General features: G+C 71.7%; 14 protein-coding genes. 11 read left to right on the top strand and 3 right to left on the bottom strand.

Features of this window, described 5'->3' with window-relative positions:
* The first annotated feature begins 8 nt into the window (after positions 1-8).
* The 8 genes from AB0H52_RS24940 (at position 9) to AB0H52_RS24905 (ending at position 11,326) form a co-directional block, all read left to right on the top strand.
* Positions 9-467, top strand: a complete 459-nt coding sequence (locus tag AB0H52_RS24940) for a hypothetical protein (RefSeq protein ID WP_357950366.1) — start codon at positions 9-11, stop codon at positions 465-467.
* Positions 464-2,461 carry a hypothetical protein gene (locus AB0H52_RS24935; RefSeq protein ID WP_357950363.1) on the top strand — a complete coding sequence of 666 codons (1,998 nt, stop codon included), beginning with the start codon at positions 464-466 and terminating at the stop codon, positions 2,459-2,461. The genes AB0H52_RS24940 and AB0H52_RS24935 overlap by 4 nt, the downstream gene beginning before the upstream one ends.
* Positions 2,462-2,557: 96 nt before the next feature.
* The gene (locus AB0H52_RS24930; protein WP_357950360.1) at positions 2,558-4,489 is read left to right on the top strand and encodes an ATP-binding protein; all 1,932 of its coding nucleotides are present in this window, start codon (positions 2,558-2,560) and stop codon (positions 4,487-4,489) included.
* Positions 4,490-4,595: 106 nt separating this feature from the next.
* The gene (locus tag AB0H52_RS24925; protein ID WP_357950357.1) at positions 4,596-7,025 is read left to right on the top strand and encodes a DNA translocase FtsK; all 2,430 of its coding nucleotides are present in this window, start codon (positions 4,596-4,598) and stop codon (positions 7,023-7,025) included.
* Positions 7,026-7,053: 28 nt separating this feature from the next.
* Positions 7,054-7,698, top strand: a complete 645-nt coding sequence (locus tag AB0H52_RS24920) for a hypothetical protein (RefSeq protein WP_357950354.1) — start codon at positions 7,054-7,056, stop codon at positions 7,696-7,698.
* Between the two features lie 85 nt (positions 7,699-7,783).
* Positions 7,784-8,512 carry a Pycsar system effector family protein gene (locus AB0H52_RS24915; protein ID WP_357950351.1) on the top strand — a complete coding sequence of 243 codons (729 nt, stop codon included), beginning with the start codon at positions 7,784-7,786 and terminating at the stop codon, positions 8,510-8,512.
* Between the two features lie 5 nt (positions 8,513-8,517).
* Positions 8,518-8,772, top strand: a complete 255-nt coding sequence (locus AB0H52_RS24910; RefSeq protein WP_357950348.1) for a hypothetical protein — start codon at positions 8,518-8,520, stop codon at positions 8,770-8,772.
* Between the two features lie 577 nt (positions 8,773-9,349).
* Entirely contained in the window at positions 9,350-11,326 is a 1,977-nt protein-coding gene (locus tag AB0H52_RS24905) for a hypothetical protein (RefSeq protein WP_357950345.1), read from the top strand.
* Between the two features lie 207 nt (positions 11,327-11,533).
* On the opposite strand, the gene AB0H52_RS24900 is transcribed toward AB0H52_RS24905, so the two are convergent.
* On the bottom strand, positions 11,534-12,433 hold the full coding sequence (locus tag AB0H52_RS24900; protein WP_357950342.1) for a ParB/RepB/Spo0J family partition protein: 900 nt from the start codon (positions 12,431-12,433) through the stop codon (positions 11,534-11,536).
* Between the two features lies 1 nt (position 12,434).
* On the bottom strand, positions 12,435-13,178 hold the full coding sequence (locus tag AB0H52_RS24895; RefSeq protein ID WP_357950339.1) for a ParA family protein: 744 nt from the start codon (positions 13,176-13,178) through the stop codon (positions 12,435-12,437).
* Positions 13,179-13,417: 239 nt separating this feature from the next.
* Here AB0H52_RS24895 and AB0H52_RS24890 point away from each other — a divergent pair, with 239 nt between their 5' ends.
* From AB0H52_RS24890 to AB0H52_RS24880, 3 genes are all read left to right on the top strand, one after another.
* Positions 13,418-13,732 carry a winged helix-turn-helix domain-containing protein gene (locus tag AB0H52_RS24890; RefSeq protein WP_357950336.1) on the top strand — a complete coding sequence of 105 codons (315 nt, stop codon included), beginning with the start codon at positions 13,418-13,420 and terminating at the stop codon, positions 13,730-13,732.
* Positions 13,733-13,803: 71 nt separating this feature from the next.
* Complete coding sequence (locus AB0H52_RS24885; protein ID WP_357950333.1) at positions 13,804-15,777, top strand: ParB/RepB/Spo0J family partition protein; 1,974 nt, start codon at positions 13,804-13,806, stop codon at positions 15,775-15,777.
* Positions 15,777-15,962 carry a hypothetical protein gene (locus AB0H52_RS24880; RefSeq protein ID WP_357950330.1) on the top strand — a complete coding sequence of 62 codons (186 nt, stop codon included), beginning with the start codon at positions 15,777-15,779 and terminating at the stop codon, positions 15,960-15,962. The genes AB0H52_RS24885 and AB0H52_RS24880 overlap by 1 nt, the downstream gene beginning before the upstream one ends.
* Positions 15,963-16,052: 90 nt before the next feature.
* Here the strand turns inward: AB0H52_RS24880 and AB0H52_RS24875 are convergent, their stop codons facing one another.
* Complete coding sequence (locus AB0H52_RS24875) at positions 16,053-16,967, bottom strand: recombinase family protein (protein ID WP_357950327.1); 915 nt, start codon at positions 16,965-16,967, stop codon at positions 16,053-16,055.
* Between the last annotated feature and the right edge of the window lie 433 nt (positions 16,968-17,400).

The raw sequence follows: 17,400 nt of genomic DNA, 5'->3' as shown, positions 1-17,400 counted from the left end.
AGCCTGTCATGACCAGCGCAGCCCTCGTGCTCCTGGGCGTCGTCTACATCGCCCTGGCGGTGTTCTTCCACTTCACCCCTCGCCTGCGGGTCCTCGCGGGCCTGATGGTCGGTGGACTGCTCGCCGGTTCCATCGTCACGCAGATCAACAAGTGGCTCGCCAGCGGCATCAGCGAGATTGCCGATCCGATCGGCGACTGGATCGGCCAGGACACCAAGCAGGTCGCCGTGGCCATCCCCAGCGCGCTGGGACTCGCCCTCGGGATCATCGTGGTGGTGTTCCTGCGCGGCAAGGGCGGCAAGGCCGGCGGCGCGGGTAAGGGCGCCGCCGGCGGCAAGGGCGCCGCTGGCGGCGGTGGCGGCGGGGGCTTCAAGAAGCACCTGCCGCACGTCGCGCTGGCCTGCGCGCTGCTGCTGCCGATGGTCATCGGCGGTCTCGGCGAGACGATCCGGGACGTGGTCCAGTGATCTATTTCGACATCCTGGTCTACCTCGCGGTGGCGAAGGTCATCGTGCTGCTGTGGGAGGACGCCTCCTACGCCGCACGGGGCAAGCAGTCCCCGCGCCGGCAGGCACGCGCCCGCCAGCAGGCCGCCGCGCAGAAGGCCACCGCAGACGGCCCGGCCGGGGCGAGCGCCCCGGCCGGCGCCGGCCGGACCGGAAGCACCGTCGCCGCTGCGGACGGCTACTTCGCCGGGCTGATCGAGGACGCCACCGAACGGGCTCGGGCCCGCCGCCGCCGCGCGGTGGCCCGCAAACGCGGCACCAAGGCCGTCGACGGGGTCGTGACCGACGCCGACGATGACGGCCGCTGGTACGCCGACTGCGACCACTGCGGGTGGGCCAGCCGCCCGTTCCGGATCGAGGCCAACGCCCAGGGCGCCGGCCGGGAACACACCCGCACCGCGCACCCCGAGCAGTACACCGGTGAGCCCGAGCCCGCCCAGGGCAGTGGTGCCGGCGCTGATTCCGTCGAATCGGCCGACGACGGTGCGGGCGAGCAGACGCCGGGCCGGCCGGTGCTGCGGGTCATCCCCGGTGGCGCCCAGGACGCGGCACCGCCGGCGGGCCAGCAGCCGGCAGCGGCGTCGCAGCCGGCGGCCAGCGCCCCGTTTCCCCCGGCACCGAAGCTGACCACGAAGGAGTGGCCGCAGCGGTTCCACCACACCAAGTGCGACCGGTGCGGGAAGACCAGCGTCACCGCCGAGATGCCGCGCCGCTGCCCGAGCTGCGGCGCTGACGACAGCCGGCTGCAGGCCGTGCCCGACCCCGCTCCGGCACCGGACGTGCCCACATTCCGGTGGCGGTGCCCGACGTGCGACGCCACCGAGACCGGGTTCGCCACCCGCCCCGCCGCCGACGCCGCAGCGGCCAAGCACACCTGCCCTCCGAAGGAGGCCCCCACCTACTACTGGCGATGCCCGAAGTGCCGCGCCTACGGGTCGGGTTTCGCCTCGAAGGCCGGCGCTGAGGCAGCGGGCGCCCAGCACACCTGCGTGACGGCGACCGACACCGCCGCGCCGACCACGCCGGCGGACGCCCCCGCCCCGACCACGCCGGCCGACACCCCCGCGCCGAGCGCCCCGGCCGATCGGGAGCGGCTGCGCACCGAGCTGTACGGCAAGTGCGCCTACCGCGAGGTCCGCGAGGGCCACCCCGACAAGTGGTGCGACAACCCGGTCGACGGCAAGGACCCGTACTGCGGCGAGCACCGCCAGACGACCACGCCGGACCCCGCCGCCACCGAGGCGAGCGCCGCGCCGGCCGCGACCCCACCGGCGGCCGAGGCGGACCAGCCGGTCGAGCAGCACTACACCCGGTGCGCGGCCTGCGGCCTCGTCAACGGGCCGACCCAGAGGTGGCCGTTCCACTGCCCCCGCTGCGGGGCCGGGGACGACCAGCTCCACCCGGCGAACGACCTCGCCGGCGACATCGAGGGCATCCGCACGGGCTTCGAGTTCGAGCTCTGCTCGTCGTGCGGCAAGGACCTCGACGCCCACGACATCGTCGTGGGCCCGTTCGGCCGCCCTCTGGCCATGTGCCGCTCGGAGGGGGTCGACGGCGACCAGGGGACGGGCATCCGGCCCAGCCCCATGACCAACAGCTACACCGATCTGAAGGAGATGACCGTGAATCTGGAAGCCACTGGCCCTGAGGAGATCCGCGCGGCGTTCACCGCGGCCGCCGAGGCCGCCGGGGAGAACGCCGAGACCGTCAGCGGGATCGCCGGGGTCATGACCGAGGCCGCCGACCGCTACGAGGGCCTGGACATGGCCGCGTCGACCGTCGGGCACCTGCGCGACGCCGCCGAGCAGTTCGCCTCCGCGGCGGCGGCGCTGAACAGCGCCCATGAGGAGCTGCAGGCCGCCCTGAGCGACTTCAACAGCAAGGACGGGGCGGTGGCCGAGGTCGTCGCCGACGCCGGCGGCAACGTCGCCAGCAAGGAAGTCCTGGTCGGCTGACCAACACCCCCCGGGCCCCGGGGCGCGCACCGCCCCGGGGCCCACCCCCACCCCCTCGAACCAACCCCCTGCCAGCCCCGCACAGAGGAGCCCGCGATGTCGACCCGGACCGCTGAAGAGATCCGCGCGGACCGCACGGCCGCGCTCGGCCGCGCCCTGACCGCCCTGCTCGCCGTCACCGCCTACGCCCTGGCGTGGATCATCAAGCGCAGCTGGCGGCGGCTGCTGCCGGTCTACTGGGTCGCCGCGGAGCTGGCCCTCGCATGGGTGGCCGGGCCCCTCGGGCTGTCGTGGCAGACCGTCGGGATCGTCGCCCTGGCCATCGCCGCCACCGCCGCCGGCTGGAAGGCCCGCTCCCGTACCGTGCGTGCGTGGCGGGCCGCGATCGCCGTGGTGCTCGGCGGGTGCGCCGTGGCGACCGTCGCTGGGGGCGGCCCGGCCGCGATGGCCGCGCACCCCACGCTGACCATCGCGGTGCCGGCCCTGCTGGGTGCGGTGCTGGGGTGGCCATGGTGGCACCACCTGCGACACCACACCCCGCCGCCCGCGCCCGCGCCGGTGCTGGCCGCCGAGCCCGCCGACGTGATCGACCCGCTGACCGCGCACTGGCAGCGCCGCTGGGAGCGCGAGGTGCTCGCCGCGAAGGTGTGCGAGGGCACGAACCTCATCCAGGCGATCGAGCCGCGCCCGGGTGTCACCGAGGCCCTGGTGCGCCTGACCCCCGGCACGAAGCCCGGCCCGCTGTTCAAGTCCGGCCCGGACGTGGAGGTCGCCCTGGACCTCAACGAGGGCGCGATCGGCTGGCGCTCCACCGGCAAGCGGGCATGGGTGCGGGTGGTCCTGGTCGAGCGGTCCTACATCGAGGGCGGCGTGACGTGGACCGGCCCCACCTACAACGGCGGCCGCTTCGAGATCGCCCGATTCGCCGACGGCTCCCCCGGCAACTGGATCGCGTCCCGGCCCAACTACGGGGTCCTCGGCGGCCTGATCGTCGGCTCCACCGGAGCCGGGAAGTCCCGCGCACTCGGCGCGCTGATCGCGAACCTGCTCGAAGGCGGCGTCCAGGTCGCCGTCGGCGACCCGCAGAACGGCCAGTCCCTGCCCGCGTGGAAGGACGCCGTGGACTACCACCCGGGCGTCGACAAGAGCGCGCTGCTGGGCCGCCGGGTGCACGCCGAGGTGATGCGCCGCGCCCAGCTGCTCGGCGACGCCGGCGTCGAGGCCTTCGACGAGAACGACCCCCGCGTCAAGGCCCTCGGCCTGCGCGCCCTCGTCGTGATTATCGACGAGTGCCAGCTGATCCTGATCCCGAACACCCCGCTGGTGGCGTTGATCGAGCAGGCTGCCGAGACGATGCGCAAGACCGGCGTCGGCATCGTTCTGGCCACCCAGCTGCCGCAGATGAAGTCCCTCGGCGGGTCGGTGCGGCTGCGTGACGCCGTGGTCGCCGGCAACGCCCTGATCCTGCGCCTGTCCAACCGAGGTAGCGGTACCACGATCCTGCCCGACGACTTCGTCGGTGACCCGTTCGCCCTGCAGGCCGAGATCGACGGGAAGACCACCGCCGGCATGGGCTACCTGCGAAACGGCGGCCGCGTCGGCATGCTCTGCCGCGTTCCGCACCTCGACGAGGCCGCCGCCGCCGCTGCCGCCCCCCGTGTGCCGGTGCGGTGGAACGTGCCCGAGGTCGACCCCAAGAGCCCCATCGTGCTGCCCGGGTACCGCGCCCCCGCCAAGACGGCCATGACCACCCCCGGCGGCGGTAGCGCCGTGGACAAGCTGCGCGCCGCGTTCGGCGCCGGCCGCAAGACCAGCACCGCAGTGGTGGAGCAGGAAGCCCCGCAGACCAGCGCCGAGTGGGTCCTGGCGTGCCTGCGCCGCGGACCCGCCTCCGCGCAGGCCCTGCTGGACCGCCCCGACTGCCCGGTCAACCAGTCGCAGCTCTACGCCCTGCTGACCCGGCTCAAGGACGCCGGCCGGATCAGCCCACCCGCCCAGCGCAACGGCCCCTGGACCATCTCGGCCTGACCGCCGCCGTGACAGCCGACCGCACCGGGGTCGGCTCTCGCGGCGGCCGCCAAGCCCACCTGAGCCCTGCCGTGCACCACCCGGTCCGGACAAGGAGAACCCCCCGATGGCCAGCACCGCCCGCCGCCCCCGCAAGAAGCAACCCGAGGTCGACCACGCCGGCGAGTTCGCCCGCTGGTGCGCTGCGGCCACCCGGGCCACCTGGCACGGCACCGCACGCGGCGCCGGCCGGCTCGCCCGCAAACTGCCCAGCCCGCACCGCACCCCCGGTGTCGACCTGCCCGGCCACGACACCGCCGGCCTCGCGCTGCTGATCACCGGCGTCATCACCGCGGCCGCCGTGTGGACCCACCCCGCCGGCCTGCCCGGCCGGATCCTGGGCATCCCGGCCGACATCACCGAGGGGCTGCTCGGCCACCTCGCCATCGCCGCACCGGCACCGCTGATCTGGCTCGCCATCCAGGCCATGCGCCACCCCGCCGGCGCGCACACCGTGCGGATTCTCGCCCAGGCCGCTGGCATCCTGCTGACCGCCACCGGCCTCGCCGGCCTGCTGGACCTGGCCGCCACCGGCGCGGGCGGGCTGCTCGGCCAGATCACCGGCGGCCTCGACGCGGTGGTCAGCGCGTGGGGCGCGATCCCGGTGCTGCTCGGCCTGGTCGCCGCCGGGCTCACCGCCACCACCGGCATCACCCCGGTCGCCGTGGTGGCCACCCTCGCCGCCGCCCGCCGCCGCCCGGCCCCGCCCGCCGACGTCGACGACGACTTCGACCGGTTCGACGACGTCGACCCCGACGACGACCTCGACGTGCCGCCCGCCCCGCGCCCGAGCACCGCAGCGGCGGCGCGACCGGCCCCGGCCCCGGTGGTCAATTCCGCGGAATCCATGCCTCGCCCGCCCCTGCCGCGCCACCAGCCCACCGTGGCCACCACAGCCGCGCCGACGGCCGCCGCAGCGCCCGTGACGACGGGCGGCTACCAACTACCGCCGCTGACCGTCCTGGCCGCCGGCGACCCGCCGCAGCGGCGCACCGTGGCCACCGACACCGTCAAGCAGGACCTGCAGGGCGTCCTGGACGACTTCAAGGTCGCGGCGAAGGTGTCCGGCGCGCGTCGCGGGCCGACCGTCACCCGCTACGAGATCACCATCGGTCCCGGCGTGAAGGTCGAGAAGGTCATCGGCCTGGCGCGCAACTTCGCCTACGTCGTCGGCCAGCCCGAGGTGCGGCTGCTCTCCCCGATCCCCGGCAAGAGTGCCGTCGGCGTGGAGGTACCCAACCCCGACCGCGAGATCGTGACCCTCGGCGACGTCATCCGCTCCCGCGCCGCCCGCGACGGGCACCGCCTGCTCGTCGGCCTGGGCACAGACATCGACGGCAAGGCCGTCACCGCGAACCTGGCGACCATGCCGCACCTGCTCCTGGGCGGCGCCACCGGCGCCGGGAAGTCGGGCTGCCTGAACACCCTGCTCGTGTCGATCCTGACCCGGGCGACGCCCGACGAGGTGCGGCTGCTGCTGATCGACCCCAAGCGCGTCGAGCTGACCGCCTACGCCGGCATCCCCCACCTGGTCACCCCGATCGTCACCAACCCGCGTAAGGCCGCCGAGGCCCTGGACTGGGTCGTGCAGGAGATGGACCTGCGCTACGACGACATGTCCCTCGCCGGCGTACGCAACATCGACGACTTCAACCGCAAAGTCCACGCCGGGCAGATCACCGCCACCGCGCCCAGCGGACGCGCCCTCAAGCCGTACCCGTACCTGGTGGTGGTCGTCGACGAGCTGGCCGACCTGATGATGGTCGCCCCCCGCGACGTCGAGGACGCGGTCGTGCGGATTACCCAGCTCGCCCGCGCCGCCGGCATCCACCTTGTCCTCGCGACCCAGCGCCCTTCGGTGGACGTGGTGACCGGGCTGATCAAGGCCAACGTGCCGTCTCGGCTCGCGTTCGCCACCAGCTCCCTGACCGACTCCCGGGTCATCCTCGACCAGCCCGGCGCGGAGAAGCTGCTCGGCAAGGGCGACGGCCTGTTCCTGCCCATGGGCGCGTCCACGCCGGTCCGGATCCAGGGCGCGTGGGTGTCCGACGCCGAGGTCACCGCCGTCGTCGAGCACTGGCGCGGCCAGGCCGCCCCCGGCGGGCAAACCGCCACGCCGGCCACCGTGGCGCCGCCGGCCGCCGAGGCCCCGGCGGGCCCGGCCGTGGACACCACGGTCATTGGCGGGCTCGACGACGACGAGCGGGCTCTGCTGCGCGAGGCCGCCGAACTGATCGTCACCAGCCAATTCGGCTCGACCTCGATGCTGCAACGCAAGCTGCGCATCGGCTTCGCCAAAGCCGGCCGGCTCATGGACCAGATGGACCAGATGCGCGTGGTCGGCCCCTCCGAAGGCTCCAAGGCCCGCGACGTGCTCGTCGCCGTCGACGAGCTGCCCGACCTGCTCGCCGCCCTCGGCGGCGACTCCCCCACCGACACCACGGACAGCACCGACGCGACGGTGCTGCCCTTCCCCCGCAGCGGCGCCCGCCGCTGATCGGTCCACGAGACGAAGGAGAGCCCCAGTGCACACCCCCACCTCCAGCGAGCAGGACCTCGCCCCCATCGACCACATCCGCGCCACCGAGGCAGGCACCGGCCGCTGGCGGGCACTGACCGACTGGTGGCGCGACAACCGCACCACGCTGTTCATCCGCGACAACTGGCCGCTCGGCGCGGTCGCCCTGGCCGCCCTCGCCCTGCTCAGCGTGCTGCTGTGGGCGATCTGGGTCATCGTCCCCAAGCTCATCGGCGGTATCGACGCCGGCCTCGACGCTACCGGCGCGTGGATTGCCGGCGGGCCGATCACCCACAGCATCTCCGACCCAATGCGCGCCTACCTCGACACCCACACCGCCGGCCTGCCCGCCACCGGCCGCGACCTGTGGATCACCTGGCTGGTCGCCCTCGGCGTGCTCTACCTCGGCGCGCTGACCGGCTCCACCTACGCCCGCATCGGCTGGGCCGCCATCGGCGCGCTCACCGCGGCCGCCGTCTACACCGGCGCACCCGCCGGAGCCGGCCCGGCCGCCGCCGGGCTGACCGCCGCGGTGTGGCTGACGCTGTCCCTGCCCGCCTACGCCGCCAGCAGCGGCCCCTCGCTCGGCGACATCCTGGACAGCCTCACCGACCGGCGGGCCCGCCGCACGGTCGCCGACACCACGTACTGACCCAACACGGCGGGCGGCCCACGCCTCCTACAGCCAGGGCCGCCCGCCAACTCCACATCCGCATCAGACGAAGGAGTTACCCCCTATGGTGCCCGATCCGGGTGACCCGACCTACCTCGGCGCGGCCTACGCCAGCGACCTTCGCGGCCAGCACCGCCACTTCCAGATCCCCACCGCCGGCGCGCACGCCGTGCTCGTGCAGATCTCCACCAGCCTCGCCGACAGCACCTCCCGGTGCACCGGCTGTGGCACCACCGACCGCGACTTCTCCGACCTGGAGATCCTCGCCCGCGCCGGCGCGCACGCCTCAGCGTGCGGCCGGGGCACCGTCACCGCCGCTCTGGACGCCGAGGTCGCCACCGTCCGCGCCGAGCTGGCCCGCATCGACCCCAAAGCCAGCGGCTACCTGCAGATGGCCGGGGTGCTGCTCGGCGCCGGCCTGGCCGTGCTCGGCGGCGCGGGAGCCGGCGGTCACCTCCCCCCGTCCGCGCTGCGGGCCGGCGCGGTCACCGCCGTGGTGGTCCTGGTTGCGGTGGCGCTGCTTCTGCTGGCCAGCCGGCCGCGCTTGGGTGGTGATTTCGGATTCGTGGCCTACGCCGATGCCGACACCGCCCAGGACGTCCTGGCCCGCATCGCGGGCGGCGACGCCGACCAGGTCCCGCAGATGACGCCGCTGACCCGCGCCCGCGAGCTGTGGTGGCTCTCCCGCGCCACACGGGCCAAGTACAACGCGATCGCTCACGCGGTACCGCTGCTGCTTGCCGGATACGTCGGCGCGGCCGTCACCGCCGCCTTGGCGATCTGGGGCCGGTGAACACGATGATCCGCCCACAGTTCGCCACCGCCGTCCTCGGTACCACCGACGAGTACCGGCTCGACATCGTCACCGACCCAGAACCGGACAACCCCCAGGCCGTCAGCTACTTCACCGCCAGCGACCCCGAGACGGCGAGCCGGCAGGCGATGCGGCTACTCGCCGCCGTCGACGGCCCCGCCGACCGTTACGGCGAGTTGTACGCCCACGACGGCGACAGCGGTGCAGTCCACTTCGAAACCATCCATCTTCCTGAATGATCATTCATTGCGCGCGAATAGGCGGCCTGAATCGTCGGGCCGCCTATTCGGCGACATGTAGGCGAATCCTTTTGCCTCATAAGCCCGCCTGGCTTGTGGGAGTATGTCCAGATTTTGACCCCGGGTCCACACAGGACTGTGCGGGTTCGCTGGATTCGAAGCGTGTTGGGGTGCCTGCGGCGGTGAGAGTCACCGTAAGATCCACGGGTCATGCCCCTGAATTGATCTTGAGGGAGCGTCAGCGCTCAACCACCACTAACTCCATAAAAAAACAGAGCCCCAGACCCCGATCGTTTGGCCGCGGGAAGGGTCTGAGGCTCTCAACAAGCTCGGAGGACACCATAGCACCCACCTCCGGGCTGGGTGCACTTTTGTCTCTGAACACGGTTACTGCGTGTCGCGGCGACGCCTGCCTGCGCCCAGTCCCCTCCTCGTTACGTGCCACCACCGGTGACGTCGTCACCCTGCGCGCGCACCACCATTACGCCACGTTGTCCCATGAGCGGCCGAGCCGCCGCCGGACTGCGGCGGATCTTGGCCCGGGACGTAAGCCCGTCGGGTCTGCGACGGTGCCGCGATGATCACGGCAACCCACCGGGCGTTGGACCCGGACCGCGTGGCGGTGCTCGGCTTCTGCCCCGACTGCTATGCCACCAGTGCGGCCGTGCTCGTCGTACCCGGTCAGCACCGCTGCCGGGCGCACCTGGTCGACCAGCGTCTGCTGGTCGAGACCACCGCCGCCGGGCAGGCCCGCCTGGTGGCCCCTCCCGGGGCCCGCCGCCGCCCGGTCTACCCGACCGGTGTTCAGGTGTCGTGTGTGTCCTGTGCCGCTGCCGGCCGGGACAAGCAAGGCCTGCCGCGTGACGGTGCTGGCTCGGATCCGCTGTGCATGTCCTGCTGGCGGGGACGCACCGACCGCCGAGACGCCGCCCAGCGGCACCACCTGATCGCCGCCCTGCGCGATCGCCTCGACGACGTCCAGGACGTCGTCGACACCGGATGCGCCGCCTGCGGTGAGCCCGAGCCGGTGGCGACCTGCTGGCTGTGTGGGTACTCCTACCTGGAGCAGGCCCGCGCCGATCACGCCCACGCGCAGGCGCTGGAGGCCGCCGCCGTCGACGAGCACTTCGCGCAGCTCGCCGAGACGGCGGAAGCCCGCGAGCGGGTCGACGAGCTGACCGCGTGGATCCAGCGCCTGATGGAGACGCTGAGCGCGTTCGACGCCGGCGACAGTTGGGGTCGGCCGGTGTGGATGCTGGCCGACCTACTCGCCCGCGACGCCGCCAGCCGTGCCAGCCGCCGGGGCCGACGATCCGCGTTGGGCCGGGTGGGCGCGGTGCTGGCCGTCGACTCTGACCGCCGCTCCGGCCGCCGCGCCATGCCCGGCCGCGCCCAGACCGCCATGCTCGCCGGCTGCGACTCCACCCGCCCCGTGACGGACGCCTGGCGCCGCGCCGAGGCCCTGGGCTGGCACACCCGCGTTGAGCAGGGCCGCCGCCTCAGCTACGCCGAGCGGTGCGCCACCGGCCGCGCCCAGGCGCGGGCCGTCTTCGACATCACCCCGCTACACCGAGGCGACACCGCCGCCCAGACGGCGCACGTGCCGGCCGCGCTGACCATCCTGGCCGAGCTGCTCGACCACGCCCGCGCGCTGCTCACCGAGGCGCAGGAGTGCGTCGACGAGCTGGACGCCCGCGCCGGCGGATGGGTCGACCACCGCGAGCGCGTGCGCCGTCACCAGATGCGCCAAGCGGTGGCCACCGCCCGCGATCACGCCCGTGACCAGGCCGAGAATTTCCGCACCCCCCACACGGTGTCTCAAGGTATGAGTGTTTACTCCAGCTTGTCTCGGGGTCTGCTGATTCCACCGCCAATCGCCCACTCTCACGTCGTGGCAGGCCGGCGGAGCCGGAGGAAGATTGGCGCTTCGCGCTCACCGATAACGAGTGGGCGAAATTTCGGGGTTGTCGGGTCACGTCCTGTAGGGCGTCCTAGGCCGGTCCAGGTGGTGTCTGAGCGCCGACGACGGTCTCGCCCACGTCCTGAGTGGGCAGAGTGGGCGTACGACCTGGCACGGGCACTACGAGGCCACTGGCGTTGGCTGGCCGACGCTCCCCTGCCGCGTGTGGCTGCCACCCTCGGTGCCGCGCTCAGCCACGAGTGGACTGCCGAGGTGCTGACCACCTGGGCTAGCCGGCAGCGCCCTCGGCCGCTGCTGTCCGCGCCTCGCGATCCGGTCGCCTACCTCAAGGCGATCCTCGAAGACGTCCTCACCGGTCCCGACGCACCACCGAACCCGGCCGCCCGGCACGCCGGCCACCGGCGTGCAGCCGTGGTCACCGACGCCGAGACCCGGCGGGCCGACCGCGCGTCCTGGTGCGGACGCTGCGACCGGCACCGCCGGATCGAGGTCGACGACCATGACCAGGTCGTGCCCTGCCCTCGCTGCTCTGGCGTGGACAATGGCGTCACCGCGGCCCGCGCGGCCGCCGTCGAGCGCGACTGGCCTGAGGTCCCCCAGCCCGGATCAGGCATCATGCCGGAACGTTGCTGACCCGACGCCCAGCGATGCCCGCACCCCCGGCGCGCTGGGCGCTGGGCGCTCAGCGTTGGCGGTGCCACTGACCCGAGGTCGCTCGGCCCTGGACTCCGCCTCACCGGATGGTCAGAAGAGTGGCTTGACTACTTTGCGCGGTCTTCGAATGCGTGTGGCGGCACCCTAAGCTCAGGGTGCCGCCACACGTGTGGGTCGGTTGACGTTCTATGCGTCGGTGTTTGCCGCTGGTCCATGCAGTAGGAGATCAGCCAAGGCTCGCAGGGCGTCTGGCTCCAGTTCTGCTCGCAGAGACTCGGCGATTTTGTCAGGGGTGCCACCAAGGCGTCGGATGGCAGATGCGGCAGGAGACCTTCGCGTAGGCGTGCTGCGCGGGTTGACGTCACCGCCGACTTCAGGCTCGTTAACCGCGGTTAACTCGGGCTCGGTGGTGGGCCGCTGCCGCTGCCGCAACTCATCGAGCTGCTTTTCAGGCGGTAGCTGATGGAGATCTCGCACATCCCGCAACGGCACCTCGCCAGCCCTGAGCATCGACTGAACCTCCAGTGCCAGCTTTAGCAGGTTGAGCCGTTGCGTTACCCAGGCAGGAGTGCGAGAGAGTCGAGCGGCTGCCGCCTTGGCGGTTCCGCACTCCTGCGCCAGTAGCTGTACGGCCCGAGCCTCCTCAATGGGGTCCAGGTTCTCGCGATCGAGGTTCTCGGCAGCAGTGGCGCTGACCCACGCCTCCCTGCTGTCGGCCAAGCCGTTCTTGACCACGATGTCGAGGTTCGGCTGTTCCGCCATCAGGGCCGCTGCGCGACGCCGGCCGCCGGTCACTTGAACCCAGATGGCGCTACCGATCGCCGTTGCGTGTTCGGGGTAGATCCGCAGGAACGCCTCTCGCGCCACTACGGCACATGGCTGGAGCTGGCCGTTCGTCCGCAGGGAGTCCGCGATGCTCTGGATCTTGGCCCGGTCGGAAGCCAGGTCCCGAGTGTTGAGTGGATTCGCAGCGACCTGATGCACGCGAGCGGTACGCGGAGCCGACTCGACAAAGGCCGGCACCCGGGCTTCGGGAAGCACTGGCTCATCCGCGAGGTCCGACAGGTTGACACGCTTGCCCGCCACCTCAGACCTCCTGCAGGTTCGGCACGCCAGGCTGGCTCGGGATCGTCGCCACCCCGCCGTAGCCCATCTCCAGAGCCAGGCGGAAGAAGTCCTCGCGAGCCTCCATCGCGGTCCGGTTCTTGGGATACTGCGTGACTACCAAGCCCTCGGCAGAGGCGCGGGAGTGCAGCTTGTACCGCCTGACAACCGTGTTGCACATCGGCCAGCCCTTGCGCTGGATGAACTGCGCGGTCTGCTGAAGATCGGGAAGCCCGTCCCGCGGATCCCAGCTGTTGACGACCACGCGGTATGGAATCCCGCGCGGCGCGATGACGGACTCGATCGTCCGGGCGGTCGGGTCGTAGCAGAGGGGCTCGGGCACCATCGGCACCAGGACGTCGTCGCCCTCGTCGAGCACGGCTTGAAGGATCCGCTCATCTTCGAGCGAGCCCGGGGTGTCGACGAAGATGTGCTCGTAGTGCAGGTTCCGCAGCTTTCGGAGATCACGGGGATCTTCGATCTGCGCGAAGTCGAACGGCAGGCCACCCTGGCGTTCTACCCGTCGAGACCACCAGACCGAAGAAGCCTGCGGGTCAGTAGACGCAACCATGACCGGACTCTCCGGGTCGCCGATAGCCTCAGCGGTCTTCTGCAGGATCGGCTCGGGATTGACCAGGACGTCGTAGGTCACCGCCCCGAGGTTCACGGCGAGCGTGGTCTTGCCGACGCCGCCTTTCTGGTTGGCGATGACATGCACCTGAGTCATGCGGGGCTCCATTCCGTGTGCTTCCCGGGGCCGGGTATGGCCGCGCGGTACTTCGGATGCCCGTCATGCTAGGGCCGACCTCGCCCTGCTCAGTAGCCCGGTCCAGCTCGTGTCGCTGATTAACCGCGGTTAACCGCCCGAGGTTTCCTCGTCCGGAGGCGACCTGGTTGACCCGCCCCGCAGGCGTCCGCGAGGGACACTGCTTGCCCTTAAGTATCAAGAGTTCTAGAGTGGTTGATGTGAGTCGGTATCTGGAAATTGCAAACGACCTCCGGCGGCGGATCGCCGCAGGGGAGTGGCCCATCGGCGCCCGGCTGCCCGGCATCGCCGAGCTTCAGGACGCCTATGGCGCCGCTCTTAACACCATCCGAGCCGCCGAACAGGTGCTTCGCCAAGAAGGTGTCCTGCGGATCAGCGCGGGTCAGGGAGCCTACGTCCTGGCTCTGCCGCAGGCCGGATCGGAAGCCAACGTGCTCGACGCTCTGTACGCCGCGCGGGACGCGGTCGCCTCTGCCATCAACCTGGTCGAGCGGCAGCAGGAATCCCGCAACTAGATCGCGGGGCGGCCTCAGCCTGGACAGCATCCCGGCCGCCCCGCTTTAACCCCCGAAGGAGCCGCCCCATCATGCCTGATTCCCCGGAATCGACCGATCAGTACCAGCCGCCGGTGGCCGCGGTCGCACCGATGCGCTCACACGCGGTGCCGCTGTCGTCGGTGGTGACCCATCCCGCCAACCCGCGCAAGGTTCTGAACGACCTGGGGGAGCTGGAGACCTCGATTCGCGAGGTCGGCGTGATCCAGCCGCCAGTTGTGCTGCCCGCATCGCGGGTTGCCGCCGCATGGCCGGCCCACGCGGAGAAGCTTGCCAATGCCGCGTGGGTGGTGCTGGTGGGTGCCCGGCGGCGTACGGCGGCCGGCAACGTCTACGGTGACGATCCGGACGCCACCCTGGACGTGTTGGTGCGCGAGGACGCGATCGCCGACGACCCTCTGGCGCAGCTGGACGTGATGACCGCCGAGAACGTGGCCCGGTCGCCGCTGAGTCCGGTGGAGGAGGCCCGAGCCTTCGCCGAGCAGGAGGCCGCCGGCCGCACGCAACGCGACATCGCGGCGAAGGTCGGCTGCTCCCAGTCGCACGTCTCCAAGCGCCTGAAACTGCTCAGGCTGCCCGAAGCGCTGCTGGCCGAGCTCGAAACCGGCCGCGCCCCCGACGACGAGGATCAGGAGCCGGCCGGCCGGGCGAAGAAGAAGCAGCCCCTGCAGATCAAGGACGCGCTCGCGTTCGTCGACGCCGCCGGCGACGACCAGGAGCTGATGCTGGCCGCGTACCGGCTGAGTCAGGACAGCCGATACCACCACTGGTCCGCCGCGAACCTGGTTTCGGAGGTGCGCCGCCAGCAGGAGCGGCAAGCGGTCGTTGACGCCGCGAGTAAGAAACTGGCCGCCGAAGGTGTCCCGGTCATCGACCCGACCCAGCAGTTCGGCAACGACTCCTGGCAGTACCATCTGGAAGGGGCCAAAGCCATCGCGGCGGCCCGCAAGGCCGGTGCCCTGGCCGCCGGGGTCGACTCCTGGGGCAGCGTCACCTACTACTCGACGGCCGGGAAGCCCAAGAAGGCTGACAACCGCAGCGCCGCCGAGCAGCAGCGCATCACCGATGAGCGGGAGCGCCGCAAGGCGATGACCGCCCGTGGTGAGGCCGCCGCCGTGTTGGCCGCCCGCGCCCCGAAGCTGCCCCAGACGGCTGCGGACATCATCGACGCGTGGCTGTGGGCGCCGGGCAGCGAGTGCGCGCAGCTCGCCCACAAGTGGTTGCTCGCCGCCGGCGTCGGCCCGGATCCGACATTGCCGAACTACCAGTGGTGGGAACAGGTCCGTCGCGCTGGATGGACCGTGCGGGTGCACGCCGCGCACGCTCTTGGCCTCGCTCGGCGTGAGGTTCAGGCCCGCGGCACTCATCGGGTGTGGAACGAGGGCGACGCGGCGTGGCTGGCCCGCCTGGTCGAGCAGGCCGGTTACACCCCGAGCGCGTGGGAGCAGGCCCGCCTCGACGCCATTGACCCGCCCGAGAGTGAGCCGGCCGCCCCGGCCGGTCCGCAGCGGATCTCGCTGTCCTTCGACGACGACGACGCGTGCTGCTGGCTGCTGCACTACGACTCGCAGGTTGACGAGCCGGCCGCGTACGCCGAGCACCTCAGCGACCCCGATGGCGTTCACGCCGCCCAGGCGTGGGCGGCCGAGGGCCTGGCCGACCGGTATGGCATCGAGGTCACCGCCTGGGCCGAAGGGCAGCTCCTGCCCGGCCGGCCGGCGTACCTCGCCGTGCACGCCGGCGACCCGACCGCTGCGGCGACGGGCGGGTGTGGGCCGGTGGGGGAGTGGCGGCTGCTGCACGACCCGGTCGACGACGCCTGGCTGCTGTTGGCCGACGACAAGCCCCACGCCGACCACGACGCCCTGGGCGCCGCCGACGTCGACCAGGCGTGCACGTGGGCCACCGGTGTGCTGACCGACGCCGGCGTGACCTGCCACAGCTGGTCCGGCCGGGCCGACGGCGCGACGCTCGAGTACGTGGCCGACCTGACGGGGCAGTGCTGATGATCGTCGAGGCGAGCGGCCCGGATGAGATCCGGGCCGCGTTCGCCGCCGCGATCGAGGCGGCGGGGGAGCGGGTCGACGAGGTCGGCGGGATCGCCGGTGTGCTCGACGAGGCCGCTGATCGGTACGAGTCGCTGGACATGGCCCCGCGCTTGGGTAGCTGTCCCAGCCCGCCAAATATTTGATCTTGGTATGCCCCGGCGCGCCGCGGGGTGACGGCGGAGGAGGGCGTCGTGTTGGCTGACGGCCGGTGGGCCGGGCCGGGTGTGGGCGGGTTACGCGGTGATCTGGCTGGCGAGGCGCAGCCGGTCGTTGTAGATGCGGTACGCCTTGCGGTCGGCGGAGGACGCCCCGTCGGTGTTGAGTGTGGCCGCGGCGGCCAGCATGGCGTGATGGACCTCGGGCAGTGCGGTGACGTGCAGGCTGTAGCCCTGACCGCGCCGGACCGTACGCCCGCGACGCAGGGCGTGTTGCTCGGCTTCGGCGAGGTCGGTGTGGTCGGCGAGGTGCTGGGCAAGCTTGCCGGGAATCTCTACACGGACCGCTTGCGCTGTGGTTGCGGCGGGTGCGGGCTGGTCGGGTTGATTGGGCAGCAGATCGGCGATCGCGGTGCGGATCGCGCCGCGGCTGACGTTGTGCTCGCGGGCCAGGGCGGCGATGCTGGCCCCGTTCCGGTACGCCTGGCGGATCTGGTCGGTTACACCGAGCTGGGCGTGCCGGGGACGCCGGCCGGAGATCGTGCCGCTGGCCCAGGCCGCGGCGAGTCCTTCGCGGGTGAGTTCGTTCTGCAGGTCGCGTTGGAACTGCCCGACGGAGACGAGCACGTTGACCAGCATGGTGGTGGTCGCGTCGGTGGCGGCCAGGTCGGTGATGTTCGACAGGGCGCCGGAGAGCACACGCAATGTCACCTGGTGCTGCTGGCACCAGGCGCGCAGGGCGAGGATGTCGGCCAGGTCGCGGCACAGCCGGTACAGCTCGGAGACGGTGAGCCGGTCCCCGGGCCGGGCATAGCGGGTCAGCTCCCGGAAGCCGGCGCGCTCCAGCGCGGGGATCTTCGAGGAGGTCGCCGGATCGCTGACGATCCGCACCCCCTCGGCGCCGCCGGTGAGTCCGACCGCGTCGAGCAGGTACGTCTGCCGCTGGGTGCTCTGCTCGTCCGTGGAGACCCGCGTATAGACCAGATCCGCCATGACCGCGCTGTCTCCTTGATCCGTCGCTGTCGGCACCCAAGGGTCTACCTGTCAGCAAACCCTGTCGTCAACCCTGATCGGCCCGGATCGGATCAGCGGACCTATTTCCGGTGGTCGCGGCGTGTCCAATGGACGGATCGGACGCCCTATCAGCAAAGGGTCCTTTGCCGACAGGAACGGATCGAGTCGGCCGGGTTCAGTGGTGAGCACGTGAACCTACGGAAGAGACCCTTCGTTGTAAGTGCTGTACATCCATCCACAAAGGAGAAAAGTGACTCAAGATCGACCGCTTGCCCCGGCTCTCCCGGTTTCACATAACCTCGCGGCTATGGCACCCCCAGGGCGTTCGCAAGGTAGAGATATGTCCGTTCTAGGTGATTCCTGGTAGTTGTAGGGATCGGCGTGGGTTTCGGCTGTTCTTTCGTAGGGCTGG

The sequence above is a fragment of the Micromonospora sp. NPDC050695 genome (assembly GCF_040654415.1).
In the GTDB taxonomy this organism is placed as follows: Bacteria; Actinomycetota; Actinomycetes; order Mycobacteriales; family Micromonosporaceae; genus Micromonospora.
Note: the sequence above shows the minus strand (reverse complement) of the source record. Positions and strands in the feature narration are given on the sequence as shown.